The organism is Streptomyces sp. NBC_01723 (assembly GCF_036246005.1).
Taxonomy (GTDB): domain Bacteria; phylum Actinomycetota; class Actinomycetes; order Streptomycetales; family Streptomycetaceae; genus Streptomyces.
Genome location: NZ_CP109171.1, coordinates 4340147 through 4360343, shown reverse-complemented (window position 1 = coordinate 4360343; position 20197 = coordinate 4340147). Strand labels below are relative to the sequence as shown.

Below are 20197 nucleotides of genomic sequence, written 5' to 3'. Positions count from 1 at the left end.
CCTCCCGCACTCCCGCCCACACTCCGTCCGCACCGCCTCCGCACCTCGTGCGCGCCTTCCACAGAGCAGCCCGTCAACTACACTGAGTAGCCGATCATGGACATGACAGAAGAGTCTCCGTGCGTCGCCTCGACACGGAGACCGGAACAGGACGAGAGCCTGAAAACCCACCCGGACATGCGACGACCCCCGCCGGGGGGGAGAGCGGGGGTCGTCTCCACGGCCGACTCGGGGGGGGAGGAGTCGGACCGGGTTAGCACGGTCGCGAACGATCCGTGACTTCCATGGTGTACCCGAGAGCCTTCTCAGGCAAACCCACACGCCCCACCTTACGCCGAATGGGCTGCACCTATGCTCAAGGTCGTGGAAAACCACTCCTTGCGCCACTCCATGCCCCGCACAGCGGCCTTCTTTGACCTGGACAAGACGGTCATTGCGAAGTCGAGCACGCTGACGTTCAGCAAGTCGTTCTACCAAGGCGGACTGATCAACCGCAGGGCTGTGCTGCGTACCGCATATGCCCAGTTCGTCTTCCTCGCCGGAGGGGCCGACCACGACCAGATGGAGCGGATGCGGGAGTACCTGTCCGCACTGTGCCGGGGCTGGAACGTCCAGTTGGTCAAGGAGCTGGTCGCCGAGACTCTGCACGACCTGATCGACCCGATCATCTACGACGAGGCCGCCTCCCTGATCGAGGAGCACCACACCGCCGGCCGCGACGTCGTGATCGTCTCCACGTCGGGCGCCGAGGTCGTCGAACCGATCGGTGAACTGCTGGGCGCGGACCGGGTGGTGGCGACCCGCATGATCGTGGGCGACGACGGCTGCTTCACCGGCGAGGTGGAGTACTACGCGTACGGGCCCACGAAGGCGGCGGCGATCCGGGAGCTGGCCTTGTCGGAGGGCTACGACCTGTCCCGCTGCCACGCCTACAGCGACTCGGCGACCGACCTGCCGATGCTGGAGGCCGTCGGCCACCCCCACGCGGTGAACCCGGACCGGGCGCTGCGCCGCGAGGCTCTCGCGCGCGGGTGGCCGATTCTCGACTTCAACCGGCCGGTGCGGCTCAAGCAGCGGATCCGGGGGTTCTCCGTGCCGCCCCGCCCGGCCCTGGTGGCCGCCGCCGCGGTCGGTGCGGCGGCCGCCACCGCGGGCCTCGTCTGGTACGCGAGCCGGCGGAGGTCCGCGGCAGCCTGACGGCACGCCGGGCCGGCAGGGCCCTTTCCCCCGCGTATGAGCGCCAAAGTAAAGAAGTGCGGTGACCACTTCCGCTTGCTCGGGGGCAGGAGTACAAAGGAATCAACGGCCCGCGAGACCAAGGACATCCGAAAGGATCACCTTAGAGAACGCATTTGGCCCCACGGACCGAGCATGGCCACTGGGCACCCACGCGACGTCGACCCGTCGATTACGGGCCAGCCGCACCAGGTGACGGGCAAAGTACCCGGCCTGATGGGCAACACATCGAGGACGCTTGGTACCCCGGTGGACATGCCAGCGGCGGTACGAGCCCTCGTACCGCCGCATTTCTCTGCCCGGCGCCTACGCCGCCCCGCGCTGGAGCGCCTCGCACACCGCCGTCGACTCGCGCGCGCCCAGCGTCACCGCCCTGCCGCAGTGGGCGATCCAGGCGGCCATGCCCTCGGGAGTCCCTGAGACGTAGCCGTCGAGCGCCGCCAGGTAGGGCGCGCGCCCCAGTTCGGCGTAGCCGACCTCGGCCGGGCAGACCGACTTGGGGTCGAGGCCGCTGCCGACCAGGACGATGCGCTCGGCCGCGCGCGCGACCAGCCCGTTGTGGGAGGTGAAGGGCCGCAGGGCCAGGAGTTCGCCGTGCACGACGGCGGCCGTCACCAGCGCCGGCGCGGAGCCGCCCGCCGTGACCAGCGCGGCGAGCCCGTCCAGCCGGCCGTGCGCCTCCCCGGCGCCGGGCAGCGGCAGTTCGACGAGCGGTTCGTCCACCGGCTCGCCCTCCTGGCGGGGCCGTCCCACCTGGTCCACCTTGTCGGCGGCCGCGACCAGATGCAGCCGGGCCAGCACCCGCAGCGGCGACTGACGCCAAATGGAGAGCAGCTGCCCCGCCTCGGCGGTCAGCCGCAGGGCCGCGCCCACCGCGCGCGCCTCGGCGTCACCGCTGAAGTCGGTCCGCCTGCGGACCTCCTCCAGGGCCCAGTCCGCCCCGGACAGCGCGGCCGAGCCCCGGGCGCCGCGCAGGGCCGCCTCGGAGGTGATCTCGTTGCTGCGGCGCCGCATGATCCGGTGGCCGTAGACGCGGTCCACGGCCTTGCGTACGGACTCCACGGACTCGGCCACGCCGGGCAGTGCGCCCAGGGCCGCGAGCGGATCGGCGGTCGCGCCTGTCGTACTCATGAGTACGACCCTACGCATCCAGGCGCCGCGCCCCACGAATGAGTGGTCTTCTTCACGTATTACCGGCCCCGTGTGCCACGTACAGCTATCAAGCCACTACTCTTGGTGAACATGAAAATTGCTTTCGTTGGGAAGGGCGGCAGCGGCAAGACCACCCTGTCCTCTCTGTTCGTCCGCCATCTCGCCGCCGACGGCGCACCCGTCGTCGCGATCGACGCCGACATCAACCAGCACCTCGGGGCCGCGCTGGGCCTCGACGAGGCGGAGTCGGCCGGGCTGCCCGCGATGGGCGCGCACCTGCCGCTGATCAAGGACCATCTGCGCGGCACCAATCCGCGCATCCCCTCCGCCGAGAAGATGATCAAGACGACGCCGCCCGGCGAGGGCTCGCGCCTGCTGCGGGTACGCGAGGACAACCCGGTGTACGACGCCTGCGCCCGGCCGGTGGAGCTCGACGGCGGGGCCGTCCGCCTGATGGTCACGGGCCCCTTCACCGACGCCGACCTGGGAGTCGCCTGCTACCACTCCAAGACGGGAGCGGTGGAGCTGTGCCTGAACCACCTGGTCGACGGCCGCGACGAGTACGTCGTGGTCGACATGACCGCCGGCTCCGACTCGTTCGCCTCCGGCATGTTCACCCGCTTCGACATCACGTTCCTCGTCGCCGAGCCGACCCGGAAGGGCGTCTCCGTCTACCGCCAGTACAAGGAGTACGCCCGCGACTTCGGCGTCACCCTGAAGGTCGTCGGCAACAAGGTGCAGGGGCCGGACGACCTCGACTTCCTGCGCGAACAGGTCGGCGACGACCTGCTGGTGACCGTCGGGCACTCGGACTGGGTGCGCGCCATGGAGAAGGGCCGCCCGCCCCGGTTCGACCTCCTGGAGGACGTCAACGACCGTGCGCTGCGCGCCTTGCGCACGGCCGTGGACGAGACGTACGAGTCGCGGGACTGGGAGCGCTACACGCGCCAGATGGTCCACTTCCACCTGAAGAACGCCCAGAGCTGGGGCAACGAGCGCACCGGGACCGACCTGGCGGCGCAGGTCGACCCCGGCTTCGTGCTCGGCGAGGAGGTCGCCGCCCCCGCGTGACCCCCGCGCGGGGGCCGTCGCGCTACTGCTTGGCGGCCGGTGCCCCGGGGACGCCCTTCGGTGCCGGTGCGGGCGCGGCCGACAGGAAGGGCGTCCAGCCCTTCGCGGGGGCCTCGCCGACGCCGAGGGTGCGCAGCTTCTTCAGGACCTTCGGGTCCTGTGCGTCCAGCCAGTCCGCGAGCTGCCGGAAGGAGACGCAGCGCACCTCCTTCTCGTTGCACACCTGCTCGATGGTCTCCTCGATGGCGCGCATGTAGGTGCCGCCGTTCCAGGACTCGAAGTGGTTGCCGATGATCAGGGGCGCGCGGTTGCCGTCGTAGGCCCGCTGGAAGCCCTGGAGCAGGCTGTCACGCATCTGGTCGCCCCAGAACTCCCGCTTGGCGGGGTCCCCCTGGGTGGTGGTCCCCGACTGGTTGACCATGTAGTTGTAGTCCATGGTGAGCTGCTCGTAGGAGTGGCCGGGGAACGGCACGAGCTGCATCGAAAGGTCCCACAGGCCCTGCTTCTTGGCCGGCCAGACCTGGTTGTTGACGCCGCTGCTGTCGTAGCGGAAGCCCATCTCGCTCGCGGCCCTCACGAAGTTCTTCTGACCCTCCAGGCACGGGGTGCGGGCGCCGATCAGCTCCTTGTCGTAGTCGAACGGAAGGGGCGACGCGTTGTCCGTCCCGGTGTTGGTCTTCCAGGACTTGACGAACTGCTTGGCCTGGCTGATCTCGTCCTTCCACTCCTCGACCGACCACTCGCCGACGCCGCCGCCGGCGCCGCAGAAGTGCCCGTTGAAGTGGGTGCCGATCTCGTTGCCCTCCAGCCACGCCATACGCAACTGCTCGACGGTGTCGGCGATGCCCTGCTCGTCGTTGAAGCCGATGTCGGAACGGCCCGGGGAATGCTGCGGTGGCCTGTACAGGTCCCGCTTCTCCTTCGGCAGCAGATACACGCCGCTCAGGAAGTACGTCATCGTGGCGTTGTTCTCCTTGGCCACTTCACGGAAGTGGGAGAACAATTTCTGACTGTCCTCGCCCGCGCCGTCCCACGAGAAGACCACGAACTGCGGTGGTTTCTGGCCGGGCTTGAGCCGTTCGGGGCGCGGCAGGTGCGGCTGCGTCCCGGTGTACGCGGTGGAACCGTCGCCGATCAGGCGGACCGCGTTCTTCGGCGCCGGGGCGGCTTCCCCCTTTTCCCTCTGCGAGCCATGTGTCCCTTCGCCGGAACCGCTGCCGCTGTCGAGCGCGCAACCGGCGAGCGCGGAGGCGCAGACCGCCGCGACCACGGTGCACGCGGCCATCCTGTGGGTGGTGGCCATGTTCCGCCCACCTTCTTCCTTCTCTCGGGCCAACGCCGACGAGGCGATGTCGGGTGCTGAGCCGGGCCGTGCCGTCAGCGCCGTCAAGGTGACACGGAAATGAGAAGGAATTAGTACGACAAGCCGATGAAATAACCGGTTCACTCGGGCGAGCGCCCCATTACTCCATTTGCGCGAAAAGCCTATGCCTTTTCTTTACCCTGAATTACGCTCTGTTTACTGAGCGCAATCACCGAGCGCTCTGGCATCCCGCCGCTGTACGCCGTGACCCACGGCCGCATGACCGCGACCGCGCAGCCCCGGAGGAGACGGGAAGAAATGTCAGCCTGCGTCCCCGCCCACGCCGATCCGGCCCGTACCGAGCACGTCCACCCACCGCACAGCCCGCCGCCCCGCGGCCCCCGGCGCTTCCGCGTCGCGGGCGCCGACGTGTCGGCCGCCATCGCGGTCTTCCTGATCGCCCTGCCCCTCTCCCTGGGCATCGCCCTCGCCACCGGCGCCCCCCTCCAGGCCGGCCTCGTCGCGGCCGCGGTGGGCGGCATCGTCGCCGGGCGGATCGGCGGCTGCCCACTCCAGGTCAGCGGCCCCGCCGCCGGCCTCACCGTGGTCACCGCCGACCTCATCCAGCAGTACGGATGGCGCACGACCTGCGCCATCACCGTCGTCGCCGGCCTCGCCCAACTGGGCCTCGGCTGCCTGCGCGTGGCCCGTTCGGCTCTCGCGGTGAGCCCCGCCATCGTGCACGGCATGCTCGCCGGCATCGGCGTCACCATCGCCGTCGCCCAGCTGCACATCGTCCTCGGCGGCACCCCGCAGAGTTCCGTGCCCGACAACCTGGTCGCGCTCCCCGCGCAACTGGCGAACCTGCGCCCCGCCGACGTGGCGGTGAGCGTGCTGACGCTGACCCTTCTGACGTTCTGGCCCCGCGTGCCGGGCCGGGCCGGGCGGCTCCTGGGCAAGTTGCCCGCCGCCCTGGTCGCCGTCGCGGGCGCCACCGCGGTCGCCGCCTTCGCCGGGCTCCGCCTGCCCAAGGTCGACCTGCCGTCCTGGAGCAGTCACGCGCTGGCGACGCTGCCCGACGGTCCGGTGCTCGGGCTGGTCGCGGCCGTCCTCACCACCACGCTGGTGTGCAGTGTGCAGTCGCTGCTCGGCGCGGTCGCCGTGGACAAGCTGGTCGCCGCCCGGCCGGGGCTCACCGGCCACGTGAAGCGCTCCAACCTCGACCGCGAGCTGCTCGGACAGGGCGCCGCCAACATCGTCTCCGGATCGCTCGGCGGACTGCCCATCGCCGGCGTGGCCGTGCGCAGTTCCGCGAACGTGGCGGCGGGCGCCGTCAGCCGGAACTCCACGATGCTGCACGGCGTTCTCGTAGTGATCGCCGCGCTCCTGCTGGTCCCCGCCCTGGAGCTCATCCCGCTCGCCTCGCTCGCCTCCCTGGTCATGGCCGTCGGCCTCAAGATGGTCTCGCTGAACCACATCCGCACGGTGACCCGCCACCGTGAGGTGCTGGTCTACGCGGTCACCACCACCGGTGTGGTGTTCCTCGGCGTCCTGGAGGGCGTCGCCCTGGGCATCGCCGTCGCCGTCGCCGTGGCCCTGCACCGGCTCACCCGCATGCGCATCACCCACGACGAGATCGAGGGGGTCCACCATGTCCACGTGCGGGGCCAGTTGACGTTCCTCGCGGTGCCCCGGCTCAGCCGGATCCTGCACCAGGTGCCGCACGGATCGACCGCCGTCGTGGAGCTGGACGGGTCGTTCATGGACCACGCGGCGTTCGAGACGCTGCAGGACTGGCAGAGGACGCACACCGCGCAGGGCGGCTCCGTCGACATCACCGGCCGCCGTCCCGGCACCCGCATCTCCGAACCGGCGGACAGGGACAACTGCCGCTGCCGCCCCTGGACCGCCTGGCGCAACCATCAGTGCGAACGGCCGCCCACCGCGCCCCCTCCCGGCGGCGGCCGGCCGGATGCCGGCGGCCTCACCGGCGACGCCGCCGACACGGCGCCCGGTGCGGCCGACGGACGCGAACTCGCGCGCGGCATCAGCGCCTTCCAGCGCAACACCGCCCCCCTGTTCCGCGGCGAGCTGGCCCGGCTGGCCCGGGAGGGACAGCAGCCCTCCCAGCTCTTCCTGACCTGCGCCGATTCCCGGGTGGTCACATCGATGATCACCTCCAGCGGCCCCGGCGACCTCTTCGTCGTACGCAATGTGGGCAACTTCGTACCGCTGCCCAGCGACGAGGGCGACGACTCGGTGGCCGCCGCGATCGAGTACGCGGTGGACGTGCTGAAGGTGCGGTCCATCACCGTGTGCGGGCACTCCGGGTGCGGGGCCATGCAGACGCTGCTCAGCGCCGAGCCCGGCGGCAGACAGACGCCACTCAAGAGGTGGCTGCGGCACGGGCTGCCGAGTCTGGAGCGCCTGCCCGAGGACGACGGCACCCGGCCCCGGCTCGCGGGACGCGGGTCCGCCGACGCGGCCGAGCAGCTCTGCCTGGCCAACGTGGTCCAGCAGTTGGAGCACCTGCGCGCCCATGAGTCGGTGTCCCGGGCCCTGGGCGCCGGCGATCTGGAACTGCACGGCATGTACTTCCACGTCGGCGAGGCCCAGTCCTACCTGCTCGCCGAGGGCGACGGGGAGGCCGTGTTCGAGCGGGTGCTGGAGACGGACCTGACCGTCTGACCGCCCGCGGGGTGTGACGGGCGTTACTGAGGCTGAACTCGGCACCGCCCGCGTCCGTGGGTACGGGTGACCAGGGCCGCGAAGCTAACGCGGCAAAGGAACACGACAGGTCTAAACCAATTGCCCGTCGGCCCTTGTCACCGGCCCCCCGGGTCTGATGAGCTGTGGCCTGGGACACAACGGACAACCCTGAGAAAGGGAGATGTCGTGAGCAACGAATCCTTGGCCAACCTGCTCAAGGAAGAACGCAGGTTCGCACCCCCTGCCGACCTGGCCGCGAACGCCAACGTCACGGCAGAGGCGTACGAACGGGCCAAGGCAGACAGGCTCGGCTTCTGGGCCGAGCAGGCCCGCCGGCTGACCTGGGCCGAGGAGCCGACCGAGACGCTCGACTGGTCGAATCCGCCGTTCGCCAAGTGGTTCCAGGACGGCAAGCTCAACGTCGCCTACAACTGCGTCGACCGGCACGTGGAGGCCGGTCACGGCGACCGCGTCGCCATCCACTTCGAGGGCGAGCCCGGCGACAGCCGCGCCGTCACCTACGCCGAACTGAAGGACGAGGTCTCCAAGGCCGCCAACGCCCTCCTTGAGCTGGGCGTGCAGAAGGGCGACCGGGTCGCGGTCTACATGCCGATGATCCCGGAGACGGCGATCGCCATGCTGGCCTGCGCCCGGATCGGCGCCGCCCACTCGGTGGTCTTCGGCGGCTTCTCCTCCGACGCCCTCGCCACCCGTATCCGGGACGCCGACGCCAAGGTCGTCATCACCTCCGACGGCGGCTACCGGCGCGGCAAACCGTCCGCGCTCAAGCCGGCCGTCGACGAGGCCGCCGAGCGGGCCGGCATCGTCGAGCACGTGCTCGTCGTCCGCCGCACCGGGCAGGACGTCGCCTGGGACGACTCCCGCGACAAGTGGTGGCACGAGACGGTCGACCGGCAGTCGGCCGAGCACACGCCGGAGGCGTTCGACGCCGAGCACCCGCTGTTCATCCTCTACACGTCCGGTACGACGGGTAAGCCCAAGGGCATCCTGCACACCTCCGGCGGCTACCTCACCCAGACGGCGTACACGCACTGGGCGGTCTTCGACCTGAAGCCGGAGACCGACGTCTACTGGTGCACCGCCGACGTCGGCTGGGTCACCGGCCACTCCTACATCGTCTACGGTCCGCTGGCCAACGGCGCGACGCAGGTCATGTACGAGGGCACCCCGGACACCCCGCACCAGGGCCGGTTCTGGGAGATCGTGCAGAAGTACGGCGTGACGGTCCTCTACACCGCGCCCACCGCGATCCGGACGTTCATGAAGTGGGGCGACGACATCCCCGCCAAGTTCGACCTGTCCTCCCTGCGCGTCCTCGGCTCGGTCGGTGAGCCGATCAACCCCGAGGCGTGGGTCTGGTACCGCAAGAACATCGGCGCGGACGCGACCCCGGTCGTGGACACCTGGTGGCAGACCGAGACCGGCGCGATGATGATCACACCGCTGCCCGGCGTCACCGAGGCCAAGCCCGGCTCCGCCCAGCGCGCACTGCCCGGCATCTCCGCCACCGTCGTCGACGACGAGGCCAACGAGGTGCCGAACGGCGGGGGCGGCTACCTGGTCCTCACCGAGCCGTGGCCGTCGATGCTGCGCACCATCTGGGGCGACGACCAGCGGTTCATCGACACGTACTGGTCGCGCTTCGAGGGCAAGTACTTCGCGGGCGACGGCGCCAAGAAGGACGACGACGGCGACATCTGGCTCCTCGGCCGGGTCGACGACGTGATGCTCGTCTCCGGCCACAACATCTCCACCACCGAGGTCGAGTCGGCCCTCGTCTCCCACCCCTCGGTCGCCGAGGCAGCCGTGGTCGGCGCGGCCGACGAGACGACCGGGCAGGCCATCGTGGCCTTCGTGATCCTGCGCGGCACCGCGGCGGAGTCCGAGGACCTGGTCGCCGAGCTGCGCAACCACGTCGGCACCGCGCTCGGCCCGATCGCCAAGCCCAAGCGGATCCTGCCGGTGGCCGAGCTGCCGAAGACCCGCTCCGGCAAGATCATGCGGCGCCTGCTGCGGGACGTGGCGGAGAACCGCCAGCTCGGAGACGTCACCACCCTGACCGACTCCACCGTCATGGATCTCATCCAGACGAAGCTCCCCGCGGCACCCAGCGAGGACTGAACCCCCTGCTCCGAGGGCACCCGGCGACGACCCGCCGGGTGCCCTTTCCGTTTGTCGTATGGGTAGGGTGAGAAACGCGTAAGAGACCCAACAAGATCCTCATGGTGCGCCGGGAAGTCTGGTCGGCAAGTGTGTCAGTGCTGCCCACAGACCGGAGGTCTTCCCCGTGACCGCGCCCCGCACCCCCCGCAAAGCCTTCGGACGCCTGTCCCTCCCGGAGCGGAACTACGTCGCGGAGGCGTTGCGCACCGAGACCGTCGGCGGTGTGCTGCTGCTGGTCGCCGCGGTCGCCGCACTGGTGTGGACGAACATACCGGCGCTGCACGACAGCTACGAGAGCGTCAGCGACTTCCACTTCGGCCCCGCGGCCATCGGCCTGGACCTCTCCGTCGCGCACTGGGCCGCCGACGGGCTCCTCGCGATCTTCTTCTTCGTCGCCGGCATCGAGCTCAAGCGCGAACTCGTCGCCGGTGACCTCAAGGACCCCAAGGCCGCCGCCCTCCCCGTGGTGGCCGCCCTGTGCGGCATGGCCGTACCGGCCCTCGTCTACACCGTCACCGCCACCACGGGCGGCGGTTCCCTGGCCGGCTGGGCCGTGCCCACCGCCACCGACATCGCCTTCGCGCTCGCGGTGCTCGCGGTCATCGGCACGTCCCTGCCGAGTGCCCTGCGCGCGTTCCTGCTGACGCTCGCGGTCGTCGACGACCTGTTCGCGATCCTGATCATCGCGGTCTTCTTCACCTCCGACCTGAACTTCGCCGCACTGGGCGGCGCGGTCGTCGGCCTCGGCGTCTTCTGGCTGCTGCTGCGCAAGGACGTGCGCGGCTGGTACGTGTACGTCCCGCTCGGCCTCGTGATCTGGGGGCTGATGTACAACAGCGGCATCCACGCCACCATCGCCGGTGTCGCGATGGGCCTGATGCTGCGCTGCCACCGGCGCGAGGGCGAGGAGCACGCGCCGGGCGAGCACATCGAGCACCTGGTGCGCCCGCTGTCGGCGGGCCTGGCCGTGCCGCTGTTCGCGCTGTTCAGCGCGGGTGTGTCCATCTCGGGTGGAGCGCTCGCCGACGTGTTCACCAGGCCGGAGACCCTCGGTGTGGTGCTGGGCCTCGTGATCGGCAAGACAGTCGGCATCTTCGGCGGCACCTGGCTGACCGCGCGCTTCACCAAGGCCTCGCTCAGCGACGACCTCGAATGGGCCGACGTGTTCGCGGTGGCGACGCTGGCCGGCATCGGGTTCACCGTCTCGCTGCTCATCGGCGAGCTGGCCTTCGAGGGCGACGCGGCGCTGACCGACGAGGTGAAGGCCGCCGTCCTCACCGGCTCGCTGATCGCGGCGGCCCTGGCGACGGTGCTGCTGAAGGTACGGAACGCCAAGTACCGCGGGATGGTGGCCAACGAGGAGCGCGACGACGACCTCAGCGGCGTCCCGGACATCTACGAGGAGGACGACCCCGCCTACCACCTGCGCGTGGCCGCGATCTACGAGAAGAAGGCCGCCGAGCACCGCCGGATCGCCGAGGAGATGGAGGCCGCACGGCTTGCCGAAGTGAAGGGCGGGGCAGGCGATGAGGGCGGCGGTCCGGCATGATCTGACGAGACGGTACAAAAGACGGGACCGTTCGCGCTCGGACCGGACGCATCGGGGCCGAGGACGACGTCACGAAACCGTACGCAGATGAGCCAGCAGAAGAGGGAGACCGCGATGAGCGCACCCGACGGCAGCCCGGTCGGCACCGAACGCAGCATCGGCCAGCTGTTCGCCTCGGCGACCACCGAATTGTCGGCGCTCGTGCACGACGAGATCGCGCTGGCCAAGGCGCAGCTGAGGCAGGACGTCAAGCGCGGGGCGACGAGCGGCGGCGCGTTCTCCGCGGCCGGAGCCGTCCTCCTGTTCTCGCTGCCGATGCTGAGCTTCGCGCTCGCCTACGGCATCCGGACCTGGAGCGGCTGGAACATGGCCGTCTGCTTCCTGCTGTCCTTCGCGGCGAACGTCCTCGTCGCGGCCCTCCTCGCGCTGATCGGCATCGTCTTCGCGAAGAAGGCCAAGAAGGGCAAGGGCCCGCAGAAGGTCGCCGCCTCGGTGAAGCAGTCGGCGGGCGTCCTGCAGAACGCCAAGCCGCACCCGCGTCCGGAGCTGCCCGCGGACCGGTCCCCCGAAGCCATCGAGGCTGTGGCACGCTCGTCCTCATGAGCGGCTCCACCACCCCTTCGGGCCAGCCCCCCACTTCGGTTGTCCGGCCGGCCATGCCCGGCGGCCACGAGGTGATCCACCGGGACGTCGCGGCCAACGGCGCCCGTTTCCACATCGCCGAGCTGGGCGACGGGCCGCTGGTGCTGCTGCTGCACGGTTTCCCCCAGTTCTGGTGGACGTGGCGGCACCAGCTCGTGGCGCTCGCCGACGCGGGATTCCGCGCGGTCGCCATGGACCTGCGCGGCGTCGGCGGCAGCGACCGCACCCCGCGCGGCTACGACCCCGCCGGCCTGGCCCTGGACATCACCGGGGTGGTCCGCTCGCTCGGCGAGCCGGACGCCGCGCTCGTCGGCCACGACCTGGGCGGCTATCTGGCCTGGACGGCCGCCGCGATGCGGCCCAAGCTGGTGCGGCGGCTCGCGGTCTCCTCGATGCCCCACCCCCGGCGCTGGCGCTCGGCCATGCTCGGAGACATACGGCAGAGTCGGGCGGGCTCCTACATCTGGGGCTTCCAGCGCCCGTGGGTGCCGGAGCGTCAACTCACCGCGGACGACGGCGCGCTGGTCGGCCGGCTGCTCCACGACTGGTCGGGGCCGCGGCTGCTGGACGAGGAGGCGGTGACGGCGTACCGGCGCGCGATGTGTGTCCCCTCCACGGCGCACTGCTCCGTCGAGCCGTACCGCTGGCTGGTGCGCTCGCTGGCCCGTCCGGACGGCATCCAGTTCTACCGCCGGATGAAGCGGCCGGTGCGCGTGCCGACCCTGCACCTGCACGGTTCGCTCGACCCCGTGATGCGGACGCGGAGCGCGGCCGGGTCCGGGCAGTACGTCGAAGCGCCGTACCGCTGGCGGCTGTTCGACGGTCTCGGGCACTTCCCTCACGAGGAGGATCCGGTCGCGTTCTCGACCGAACTGATCAACTGGCTGAAGGATCCCGAACCCGATCGGTGACGGAACGAACGCATCCCGTATCCGAACCAGAACGCTTGTCCTATGAACGGCCACTTGCCTCGCGCATAGGCCAATTGGGCGCCCGCCGAGCGGTTATCGACCTTGGGTCGGGGGCACACGTCCCGGTATGGGCTGGACGCACGACTACAACGACGTAGCACGCGACGGCCGCTCCACGAGCGGCATGAACATCCACCGAGGAGGCGGCACCCCGCAACTGGCGGGTGCGGACCCGCGAGTGGGCATCCCCCTCATCCTGCGCCGCCGGGCCCGCTGGGTCTCGGTACGACTGCGCCACCAGCGCGGCTCGCAGGTGTAGATCTCCCGCGTGGCCCCTAGAGCGCGCAGCTGTCGCTGTCCACCTGCTGGTTGGCGGCGCGGCCCTCGCTGATGTCCTCGCGGATCTCGTCCACGGTGAGCGCGTAGCCGGTGTCGGGGTCGTCCAGGGACTTGGCGAAGACCACGCCGTAGACCTCGCCCTCGGGCGTCAGCAGGGGGCCACCGGAGTTTCCCTGACGGACGGTCGCGTACAGCGAGTAGACGTCGCGGCCGACGGTGTCGCGGTGGTAGATGTCCGGGCCGTTGGCGGTGATGCGCCCGCGGATCCGGGCGGCACGGACGTCGTACGCGCCGTTCTCCGGGAAGCCCGCGACGATCGCGCCGTCGTCGCGGCTCGCGTCCTCGTCCGTGAACCGCAGGGCGGGCGCGTCCAGTTCCGGCACGTCGAGTACGGCGATGTCGCGCCGCCAGTCGTAGAGGACGACCGTCGCGTCGTACTTCCTGCCCTCGCCGCCTATCTGCACGGTGGGCTCGTCGACGCCGCCCACCACATGGGCGTTGGTCATGACCCGGCGGTCGCCGAAGACGAAGCCGGTGCCCTCCAGGACCTTGCCGCAGTCGGGGGCGGTGCCCATGACCTTGACGATGGACCGCTTGGCGCGGTCGGCGACGGGGCTGTTCGCCAGCGCCGGGTCGGGCGGCTGCGTGTCGGGGATCGACTCGTTGGCGAACGGGCTGAAGACCTGCGGGAAGCCGTTCTGTTCAAGGGCCGACGTGAAGCTCTCGAACCAGCTGTCGGCCCCCGCGGGCAGCACTTCCTGCATACCCCCGAGCACCGTGGACTGCCGTACCTCCTTGCCGACCGTCGGCATCGTGGTCCGGGCCAGGGCGGAACCGATCAGCCAGGCGACCAGGAGCATGGCGACGACGTTGACCAGGGCGCCGCCGGTCGCGTCCAGGGCGCGGGCCGGGGACCAGGTGATGTACCGGCGCAGCTTGTTGCCCAGATGCGTGGTGAGGGCCTGGCCGACGGAGGCGCACAGGATGATGACGACGACCGCGACGACGGCGGCGGTCGTGCTCACCTCCGCGTTGTCCGTCAGTACGTCCCAGACGACCGGCAGCAGATACACGGCGACGAGACCGCCTCCGAGGAAGCCGGTCACCGACAGGATGCCGACGACAAAGCCCTGGCGGAACCCGACGATCGCGAACCAGACGGCGGCCAGCAGCAACAGGATGTCCAGCACGTTCACTGATTCAGGCCTCGCCTTGTCGTCTTCGGTACGCAGGCCACCCTGTCATGCGCGCCAGTCCAGCGGGACCTGCTTGTCCCGGTCCCAGGGCCGCTCCCAGCCCGCGAAGTGCAGCAACCGGTCGATGACGCCGGCGGTGAAGCCCCACACGAGCGCCGATTCGACCAGGAATGCCGGGCCCCGGTGTCCGCTGGGATGGACGGTGGTCACCCGGTTGGCCGGGTCCGTGAGATCCGCCACGGGGACGGTGAAGACCCGTGCGGTCTCGTTGGGATCGACGACGCCGACCGGGGAGGGCTCGCGCCACCAGCCCAGCACCGGGGTGACGACGAAGCCGCTGACCGGGATGTAGAGCTTGGGCAGGGCGCCGAAGAGCTGCACACCGGACGGGTCGAGCCCGGTCTCCTCCTCGGCCTCGCGCAGGGCGGCCCGCAGCGGCCCGTCGCCCCGCGGATCACCGTCCTCGGGGTCGAGGGAGCCGCCCGGGAAGGCCGGCTGGCCGGGGTGGGAACGCAGGGAACCGGCCCGCTCCATGAGCAGCAGCTCGGGGCCTCGGCCGGCCCGGCCCGCGCCGTCCCCGAAGAGGATCAGCACGGCGGACTGGCGGCCGGCACCGTCCGCGGGCGGCAGGAAGCGGCTCAGCTGCGTGGGCCGCACCGTCTCGACGGCCCGCACCACCGGGTCCAGCCAGTCCGGCAGACCCTCCTTGCTGAGCATCGCGCCCCGCGCGTGGCCCTGCGTGTCGCTCGCCCGTGTCATCCACACCCCCGTCCTGCCGACTCCAACGCCCGACGCCCCCGGGATCGTTCCGTCACCCGGACCCCAGCGGCGGTGCCGCCTTCCCGCCCGCGTCCAGATAGGCCCGCGGGGGGTTCAGCCGCTGGCCGGGGAAGCCGCCCTTCTCGTACTTCAGCAGCTTCTTCGCCTTCTCCGGGTCCGTCTCGCCCTCGCCGTACGCCGGGCAGAGCGGGGCGATGGGGCAGGCGCCGCAGGCGGGCTTGCGGGCGTGGCAGATGCGGCGGCCGTGCCAGATCACGTGGTGCGAGAGGTCCGTCCAGTCGCTCTTCGGGAAGAGCGCGCCGACGGCGGCCTCGATCTTGTCCGGGTCGGTCTCCTCGGTCCACTGCCAGCGGCGCACCAGGCGCTGGAAGTGCGTGTCCACGGTGATGCCGGGGCGGCCGAAGGCGTTGCCGAGCACGACGAAGGCGGTCTTGCGGCCCACACCGGGCAGTTTGACCAGGTCTTCGAGCCGGCCGGGGACCTCGCCGCCGAAGTCCTCCGCCAGGGCCTTCGACAGCCCTATGACCGACTTGGTCTTGGCCCGGAAGAATCCGGTCGGGCGCAGGATCTCCTCGACCTCCTCGGGGTTGGCGGCGGCCAGGTCCTCGGGGGTGGGGTACTTGGCGAAGAGCGCGGGGGTGGTCTGGTTGACCCGCAGGTCGGTGGTCTGGGCGGACAGCACCGTGGCCACGACCAGCTGGAACGGGTTCTCGAAGTCCAGCTCCGGGTGGGCGTACGGGTAGACCTCGGCCAGCTCGCGGTTGATCCGGCGGGCCCGGCGGACCAGGGCGGTGCGCGACTCGCCGCGCGGCGGCTTCGCGGCGACGGTCTTCGCCGGGGCGACGCCCTTTACGGCGGCGGAGGCCTTCTGGGGGGCGACGGCGGGCTTCTTGGCGGGCGCCTGCTTCTTGGCGGGCGCCTGTTGCTTGGCGGGCGCCTGTTGCTTGGCCTTGGCGGGTGCGGCCTTCTTCGCGGGCGCGGTCTTCTTCGCGGCCTTCTTCACGGCACCCTTCTCCGCGGTCACCCTCTTGGCAGGCGCCGCCCTCTTTGTCGCTTTAGCCGTTTCCCTACCGCCATCGGGGCCCTGTTCGCCCACAGCGGAATCGCGACGTTCACTCACCCGTGCAGCCCCCTCGGCCTGTGCTCTCACCGGCGATTTGGACACCCGGCCAGCCTACGGCCCGGCACCGACATCCGCCCCGGACCCCGAAGATCGACGTCCAATCGGACCCCTGCCGCATACCCCGGGACACCAGTACGGCATCCTTGTGACAGATCACACTGTTTGGACTGTCCGGCAAAATGGGCACCACGGACCCCTGGTACACCGGGGGAACAAGATCCTCTGAGCCGGTCGACAAGGAGAGAACTCGTGGACGACGTTCTGCGGCGCAACCCGCTCTTCGCGGCGCTCGACGACGAGCAATCCGCGGAGCTCCGCGCCTCCATGAGTGAGGTGACCCTCGCCCGCGGCGACACCCTGTTCCACGAGGGGGACCCCGGAGACCGCCTCTACGTGGTCACGGAAGGCAAGGTCAAGCTCCACCGCACGTCCCCCGACGGACGCGAGAACATGCTGGCCGTGGTCGGTCCCAGCGAGCTGATCGGCGAGCTGTCGCTCTTCGACCCGGGCCCGCGCACCGCCACCGGCACCGCGCTGACCGAGGTCAAGCTGCTGGCCCTGGGTCACGGCGACCTCCAGCCCTGGCTGAACGTCCGCCCCGAGGTGGCCACGGCGCTGCTGCGCGCCGTCGCACGCCGCCTGCGGAAGACCAACGACGCCATGTCGGACCTGGTCTTCTCGGACGTCCCCGGCCGCGTCGCCCGCGCCCTGCTGGACCTCTCCCGCCGCTTCGGCGTGCAGTCCGAGGAGGGCATCCACGTCGTGCACGACCTGACGCAGGAGGAGCTGGCCCAGCTGGTCGGCGCGTCCCGGGAGACGGTCAACAAGGCGCTGGCGGACTTCGCGGGGCGCGGCTGGCTCCGCCTGGAGGCCCGCGCGGTGATCCTGCTGGACGTGGAGCGGCTCGCCAAGCGCTCCCGCTGACCCGCCCTAGCCGAGTGGCTGGATGAGCCCGTGCTCGTCCAGGTACTCGAGCTGCGCCCGCACCGAGAGTTCCGCCGCCGGCCACAGGGACCGGTCGACGTCCGCGTACACGTGGGCGACGACCTCGCCCGGCGTCCGGTGACCGTTCTCCACCGCCGTCTCGACCTGGGCGAGGCGGTGGGCGCGGTGCGCGAGGTAGAACTCCACGGCTCCCTGGGCGTCCTCCAGGACCGGCCCGTGGCCCGGCAGCACCGTGTGCACCCCGTCGTCGGCCGTGAGCGACCTGAGCCGGCGCAGCGAGTCCAGGTAGTCCCCGAGACGGCCGTCCGGGTGGGCCACCACCGTCGTACCGCGCCCCAGGATCGTGTCGCCCGTCAGGACCGAGCGGTCGGCCGGGAGATGGAAGCACAGCGAGTCGGCCGTGTGCCCGGGTGTCGGTACGACCCTCAGCTCCAGGCCCCCGACGCCGATCACGTCGCCCGCCGCCAGCCCCTCGTCGCCCAGCCGCAGGGCCGGGTCCAGCGCCCGGACGTTCGTGCCCGTCAGCTCCGCGAAGCGCGCGGCGCCCTCCGCGTGGTCCGGGTGACCGTGCGTCAGGAGGGTCAGCGCGACGCGCTTGCCCGCGCGCGCGGCCGTGTCGACGACGTTCCGCAGGTGGACGTCGTCCAGCGGGCCCGGGTCGACCACGGCGGCCAGGTCGGAGTCGGGTTCGGCGAGGATCCAGGTATTCGTGCCGTCCAGCGTCATGGCGGAGGGATTGGGCGCCAGGACGTTCACCGCGCGTGCGGTGGCCGCTCCCGAGAGGACGCCGCCCCTCGGCTGGCCGGGCAGTGCTGCTGCGTCCGTCATGCGGTGGCTCCCCCGGTCGGGTCGGCAGGCGTCGCGGGCGTCGGCGCCGTACTCGGCACGTGCTTGGTGAACTCCTCGTGCCCCGGCCAGGAGAGGACCACCTCGTCGCCCTCCAGCCGCGCCCGCGCGAGCACCGGGGTCATGTCGCGGCCCGGCGCCGACGCCAGCGCCTCGGCCGCCGTACCGCAGGCCGCGAGCCCGCGCAGGGTCGCGACGGTCGGCGGCATCATCAGCAGCTCGCCCTTGTCGTACCCGGCCGTCGCCTCCGCCGGCGTGATCCACACCGTGCGGTCGGCCTCCGTGGAGGCGTTGCGGGTGCGCTGCCCCTCGGGGAGCACGGCCACGAAGAACCAGGTGTCGTAGCGCCGGGACTCGAACTCCGGGGTGATCCAGCGGGCCCAGGCGCCCAGCAGGTCGGAGCGCAGGACGAGGCCGCGGCGGTCCAGGAACTCCGCGAAGGACAGCTCACGGGCGACCAGGGCGGCGCGGTCCGCCTCCCAGTCGGCGCCGGTCGTGTCGCCGACCACGGAGTCGCCGGTCGGGCCGGCGAGCAGGACGCCCGCCTCCTCGTACGTCTCCCGTACGGCCGCGCAGACGATCGCCTGGGCGCCCGCCGCGTCGACGCCGAGCCGATCCGCCCACCACGCGCGCGTGGGGCCCGCCCAGCCGATGGCGCGGTCGTCGTCGCGCGGGTCGACGCCGCCGCCCGGGTAGGCGTACGCGCCCCCGGCGAACGCCATGGAGGTGCGTCGGCGGAGCATGTGGACGGCCGTACCGGCGCCGGTGTCCCTGAGGAGCATGACCGTGGCCGCGCGTTTCGGGGCGACCGGGGTGAGGGTGCCGGCCGCCAGCGCGCGGATGCGGTCCGGCCACTCCGGTGGGTACCACTGCCCGTTCGCCTGCGGATTCGCCATGGCCGGAGGCTATCCGGTGACGGGCGGATGTTCGAGTGGTCCCAGGAGTGGGACGGACGTCAGGGACGGACGTCAGCCGGGGAGGCCGGCCAGCCACTCGGTGAGCAGCCGGTTCGTCTCGTCGGGGCGCTCCTGCTGGAGCCAGTGCCCGCAGCCGTCCAGCAGGTGCGAGGCGCTGAGACCCGGCAGGGTCGTGGGGTACGCCTCGATCGCGTCGGACAGCCAGGTCGTGGAGGCGTCCAGGGCGCCGCCGAGGAACAGGGCGGGCTGGGTGACCGGGGCGCCCGCGTGTCCCGCCAGGTCGGCCCAGTCGCGGTCCATGTTCCGGTAGCGGTTGAGGGCGCCGGTCAGGCCGGTGCGCTCGAACTCCGCCGCGTAGACGTCCAGCTCCTCCTCGGTCAGCCAGGAGGGCAGCCGCCCGGCGGCCGGGAACCGGTCGCGCAGCCTGCCTCCGGGGGCGACGAAGTGCGGGTCCGGGGCCTCGGGCGGGGGCATGGTGTCGGCGGAGAAGGCGGCGGAGAAGCCGGCCAGCCAGCCGCGCACGTCGGGCTCGATCTCCGCCTCGGCGCGCCCGGGCTCCTGGAAGTAGGAGACGTAGAACTCCTGCCCGGCGAAGGGACCGGAGGGCCCGCTCATCCCCGCGAAGACGTCGCTGGGCCGCGGGCCGCCCGGCGGCGTGTACGGCACGCTCAGCAGACCCACCGCGCGGAACACGTCGGGCCGCAGCAGCGCGGAGTGCGCGGCGACGTTCGCGCCCCAGTCGTGGCCGACGACGACGGCGGAGCGCTCTCCCAGGGCCTCCACGACGGCGACGTTGTCCGCCACCAGGTCCAGCATCCGGTACGCGTCGACCGCGTCCGGCCGCGAGGAGCGCCCGTAGCCGCGTACGTCGATCGCGACGGCCCGGAAACCGGCGGCGGCCAGCGCGGGCAGCTGGCGGCGCCAGGAGTACCAGGACTCGGGGAAACCGTGGACGAGCAGGACCAAGGGCCCGCTGCCCTGCTCCACCAGGTGGATCCGCCCCGCGGGCGAAGGCACCAGACGGTGAACGGGCTGAACGGCCTGATCCGGTTGGACGGCCTGATCCGGCTGAACGGCCCGATCCGGCTGAACGGTCTGATCGGTCACGGACGACTGCGGCATGACTCCTCCTGGCGCATGGAACGACCGGCGCCGTACGAGCCGGAGGGCCGGCCTCCCGCCGGCCCCGCCCCGCCCGGGGCACCGACACCGATCGTGCGGGCCACCAGGGCGAGGCGCCGAGGATTGTTGCCGGGTCGGCAACAAACCCGATGTCCCGCACAGCGCCCTTGGC

General features: G+C 71.3%; 17 protein-coding genes. 9 read left to right on the top strand and 8 right to left on the bottom strand.

Translation table 11 applies throughout. The annotated features are described in order from the left end of the window. Positions 1 to 351: 351 nt before the first annotated feature. Complete coding sequence (locus tag OIE75_RS20140; protein WP_329471668.1) at positions 352 to 1197, top strand: HAD family hydrolase; 846 nt, start codon at positions 352 to 354, stop codon at positions 1195 to 1197. A gap of 345 nt (positions 1198 to 1542) precedes the next feature. Here OIE75_RS20140 and OIE75_RS20135 read toward each other — a convergent pair whose 3' ends face one another. Continuing rightward, positions 1543 to 2367: an oxidoreductase gene (locus OIE75_RS20135; protein ID WP_329471667.1), complete on the bottom strand. Its 825-nt coding sequence runs from the start codon at positions 2365 to 2367 to the stop codon at positions 1543 to 1545. Positions 2368 to 2478: 111 nt separating this feature from the next. Between OIE75_RS20135 and OIE75_RS20130 the strand changes: the two genes are divergently transcribed. Further along, entirely contained in the window at positions 2479 to 3459 is a 981-nt protein-coding gene (locus OIE75_RS20130; protein WP_329471666.1) for an ATP-binding protein, read from the top strand. Positions 3460 to 3481: 22 nt separating this feature from the next. Here OIE75_RS20130 and OIE75_RS20125 read toward each other — a convergent pair whose 3' ends face one another. Further along, positions 3482 to 4762 (bottom strand): polysaccharide deacetylase family protein, encoded by a 1281-nt coding sequence (locus OIE75_RS20125; RefSeq protein ID WP_329471665.1) that lies wholly within the window; start codon positions 4760 to 4762, stop codon positions 3482 to 3484. 318 nt (positions 4763 to 5080) lie between these two features. Here OIE75_RS20125 and OIE75_RS20120 point away from each other — a divergent pair, with 318 nt between their 5' ends. The 6 genes from OIE75_RS20120 to OIE75_RS20095 all read left to right on the top strand — a co-directional run bounded on the left by OIE75_RS20120 (position 5081) and on the right by OIE75_RS20095 (position 13076). Then, positions 5081 to 7450: a bifunctional SulP family inorganic anion transporter/carbonic anhydrase gene (locus OIE75_RS20120; protein ID WP_307014018.1), complete on the top strand. Its 2370-nt coding sequence runs from the start codon at positions 5081 to 5083 to the stop codon at positions 7448 to 7450. 207 nt (positions 7451 to 7657) lie between these two features. After that, positions 7658 to 9613: an acetate--CoA ligase gene (gene acs, locus OIE75_RS20115; protein ID WP_307014015.1), complete on the top strand. Its 1956-nt coding sequence runs from the start codon at positions 7658 to 7660 to the stop codon at positions 9611 to 9613. Positions 9614 to 9779: 166 nt separating this feature from the next. Then, entirely contained in the window at positions 9780 to 11204 is a 1425-nt protein-coding gene (gene nhaA / locus OIE75_RS20110; protein WP_307014013.1) for a Na+/H+ antiporter NhaA, read from the top strand. Between the two features lie 114 nt (positions 11205 to 11318). Continuing rightward, positions 11319 to 11807 carry a phage holin family protein gene (locus OIE75_RS20105; protein WP_053142649.1) on the top strand — a complete coding sequence of 163 codons (489 nt, stop codon included), beginning with the start codon at positions 11319 to 11321 and terminating at the stop codon, positions 11805 to 11807. Next, the gene (locus OIE75_RS20100) at positions 11804 to 12757 is read left to right on the top strand and encodes an alpha/beta fold hydrolase (protein WP_443078377.1); all 954 of its coding nucleotides are present in this window, start codon (positions 11804 to 11806) and stop codon (positions 12755 to 12757) included. The genes OIE75_RS20105 and OIE75_RS20100 overlap by 4 nt, the downstream gene beginning before the upstream one ends. A 127-nt stretch (positions 12758 to 12884) precedes the next feature. Continuing rightward, a complete protein-coding gene (locus OIE75_RS20095) occupies positions 12885 to 13076 on the top strand; it encodes a hypothetical protein (protein ID WP_161328747.1) in 192 nt (63 codons plus the stop codon). Positions 13077 to 13092: 16 nt separating this feature from the next. Here the strand turns inward: OIE75_RS20095 and OIE75_RS20090 are convergent, their stop codons facing one another. From OIE75_RS20090 to nth, 3 genes are read right to left on the bottom strand one after another with little or no spacing between them, the layout of a single operon-like run. After that, positions 13093 to 14292: a MarP family serine protease gene (locus OIE75_RS20090; RefSeq protein ID WP_307014012.1), complete on the bottom strand. Its 1200-nt coding sequence runs from the start codon at positions 14290 to 14292 to the stop codon at positions 13093 to 13095. A gap of 45 nt (positions 14293 to 14337) precedes the next feature. Beyond that, positions 14338 to 15051 (bottom strand): NUDIX hydrolase, encoded by a 714-nt coding sequence (locus OIE75_RS20085; protein ID WP_122616798.1) that lies wholly within the window; start codon positions 15049 to 15051, stop codon positions 14338 to 14340. Between the two features lie 52 nt (positions 15052 to 15103). Further along, positions 15104 to 16075, bottom strand: a complete 972-nt coding sequence (gene nth, locus OIE75_RS20080) for an endonuclease III (protein ID WP_443078376.1) — start codon at positions 16073 to 16075, stop codon at positions 15104 to 15106. 369 nt (positions 16076 to 16444) lie between these two features. On the opposite strand from nth, the gene OIE75_RS20075 reads away from it, so the two are divergent. After that, positions 16445 to 17119, top strand: a complete 675-nt coding sequence (locus OIE75_RS20075; protein WP_064729047.1) for a Crp/Fnr family transcriptional regulator — start codon at positions 16445 to 16447, stop codon at positions 17117 to 17119. 6 nt (positions 17120 to 17125) lie between these two features. On the opposite strand, the gene OIE75_RS20070 is transcribed toward OIE75_RS20075, so the two are convergent. From OIE75_RS20070 to OIE75_RS20060, 3 genes are all read right to left on the bottom strand, one after another. Beyond that, positions 17126 to 17968 (bottom strand): MBL fold metallo-hydrolase, encoded by an 843-nt coding sequence (locus OIE75_RS20070; RefSeq protein WP_329471663.1) that lies wholly within the window; start codon positions 17966 to 17968, stop codon positions 17126 to 17128. Continuing rightward, positions 17965 to 18882 carry an NUDIX hydrolase gene (locus OIE75_RS20065; RefSeq protein WP_329471662.1) on the bottom strand — a complete coding sequence of 306 codons (918 nt, stop codon included), beginning with the start codon at positions 18880 to 18882 and terminating at the stop codon, positions 17965 to 17967. The genes OIE75_RS20070 and OIE75_RS20065 overlap by 4 nt, the downstream gene beginning before the upstream one ends. Before the next feature lie 72 nt (positions 18883 to 18954). Then, complete coding sequence (locus tag OIE75_RS20060) at positions 18955 to 20025, bottom strand: alpha/beta fold hydrolase (RefSeq protein WP_329471661.1); 1071 nt, start codon at positions 20023 to 20025, stop codon at positions 18955 to 18957. Positions 20026 to 20197 lie beyond the last annotated feature (172 nt).

What these genes read in the sequence shown, in the direction of transcription:
- OIE75_RS20140 (WP_329471668.1), top strand. Translation starts at nt 352, where the DNA reads ATGCTCAAGGTCGTGGAAAACCACTCCTTGCGCCACTCCATGCCCCGC.
- OIE75_RS20135 (WP_329471667.1), bottom strand. Translation starts at nt 2,367, where the DNA reads ATGAGTACGACAGGCGCGACCGCCGATCCGCTCGCGGCCCTGGGCGCA.
- OIE75_RS20130 (WP_329471666.1), top strand. Translation starts at nt 2,479, where the DNA reads ATGAAAATTGCTTTCGTTGGGAAGGGCGGCAGCGGCAAGACCACCCTG.
- OIE75_RS20125 (WP_329471665.1), bottom strand. Translation starts at nt 4,762, where the DNA reads ATGGCCACCACCCACAGGATGGCCGCGTGCACCGTGGTCGCGGCGGTC.
- OIE75_RS20120 (WP_307014018.1), top strand. Translation starts at nt 5,081, where the DNA reads ATGTCAGCCTGCGTCCCCGCCCACGCCGATCCGGCCCGTACCGAGCAC.
- OIE75_RS20105 (WP_053142649.1), top strand. Translation starts at nt 11,319, where the DNA reads ATGAGCGCACCCGACGGCAGCCCGGTCGGCACCGAACGCAGCATCGGC.
- OIE75_RS20100 (WP_443078377.1), top strand. Translation starts at nt 11,804, where the DNA reads ATGAGCGGCTCCACCACCCCTTCGGGCCAGCCCCCCACTTCGGTTGTC.
- OIE75_RS20095 (WP_161328747.1), top strand. Translation starts at nt 12,885, where the DNA reads ATGGGCTGGACGCACGACTACAACGACGTAGCACGCGACGGCCGCTCC.
- OIE75_RS20085 (WP_122616798.1), bottom strand. Translation starts at nt 15,051, where the DNA reads ATGACACGGGCGAGCGACACGCAGGGCCACGCGCGGGGCGCGATGCTC.
- OIE75_RS20070 (WP_329471663.1), bottom strand. Translation starts at nt 17,968, where the DNA reads ATGACGGACGCAGCAGCACTGCCCGGCCAGCCGAGGGGCGGCGTCCTC.
- OIE75_RS20065 (WP_329471662.1), bottom strand. Translation starts at nt 18,882, where the DNA reads ATGGCGAATCCGCAGGCGAACGGGCAGTGGTACCCACCGGAGTGGCCG.
- OIE75_RS20060 (WP_329471661.1), bottom strand. Translation starts at nt 20,025, where the DNA reads ATGCCGCAGTCGTCCGTGACCGATCAGACCGTTCAGCCGGATCGGGCC.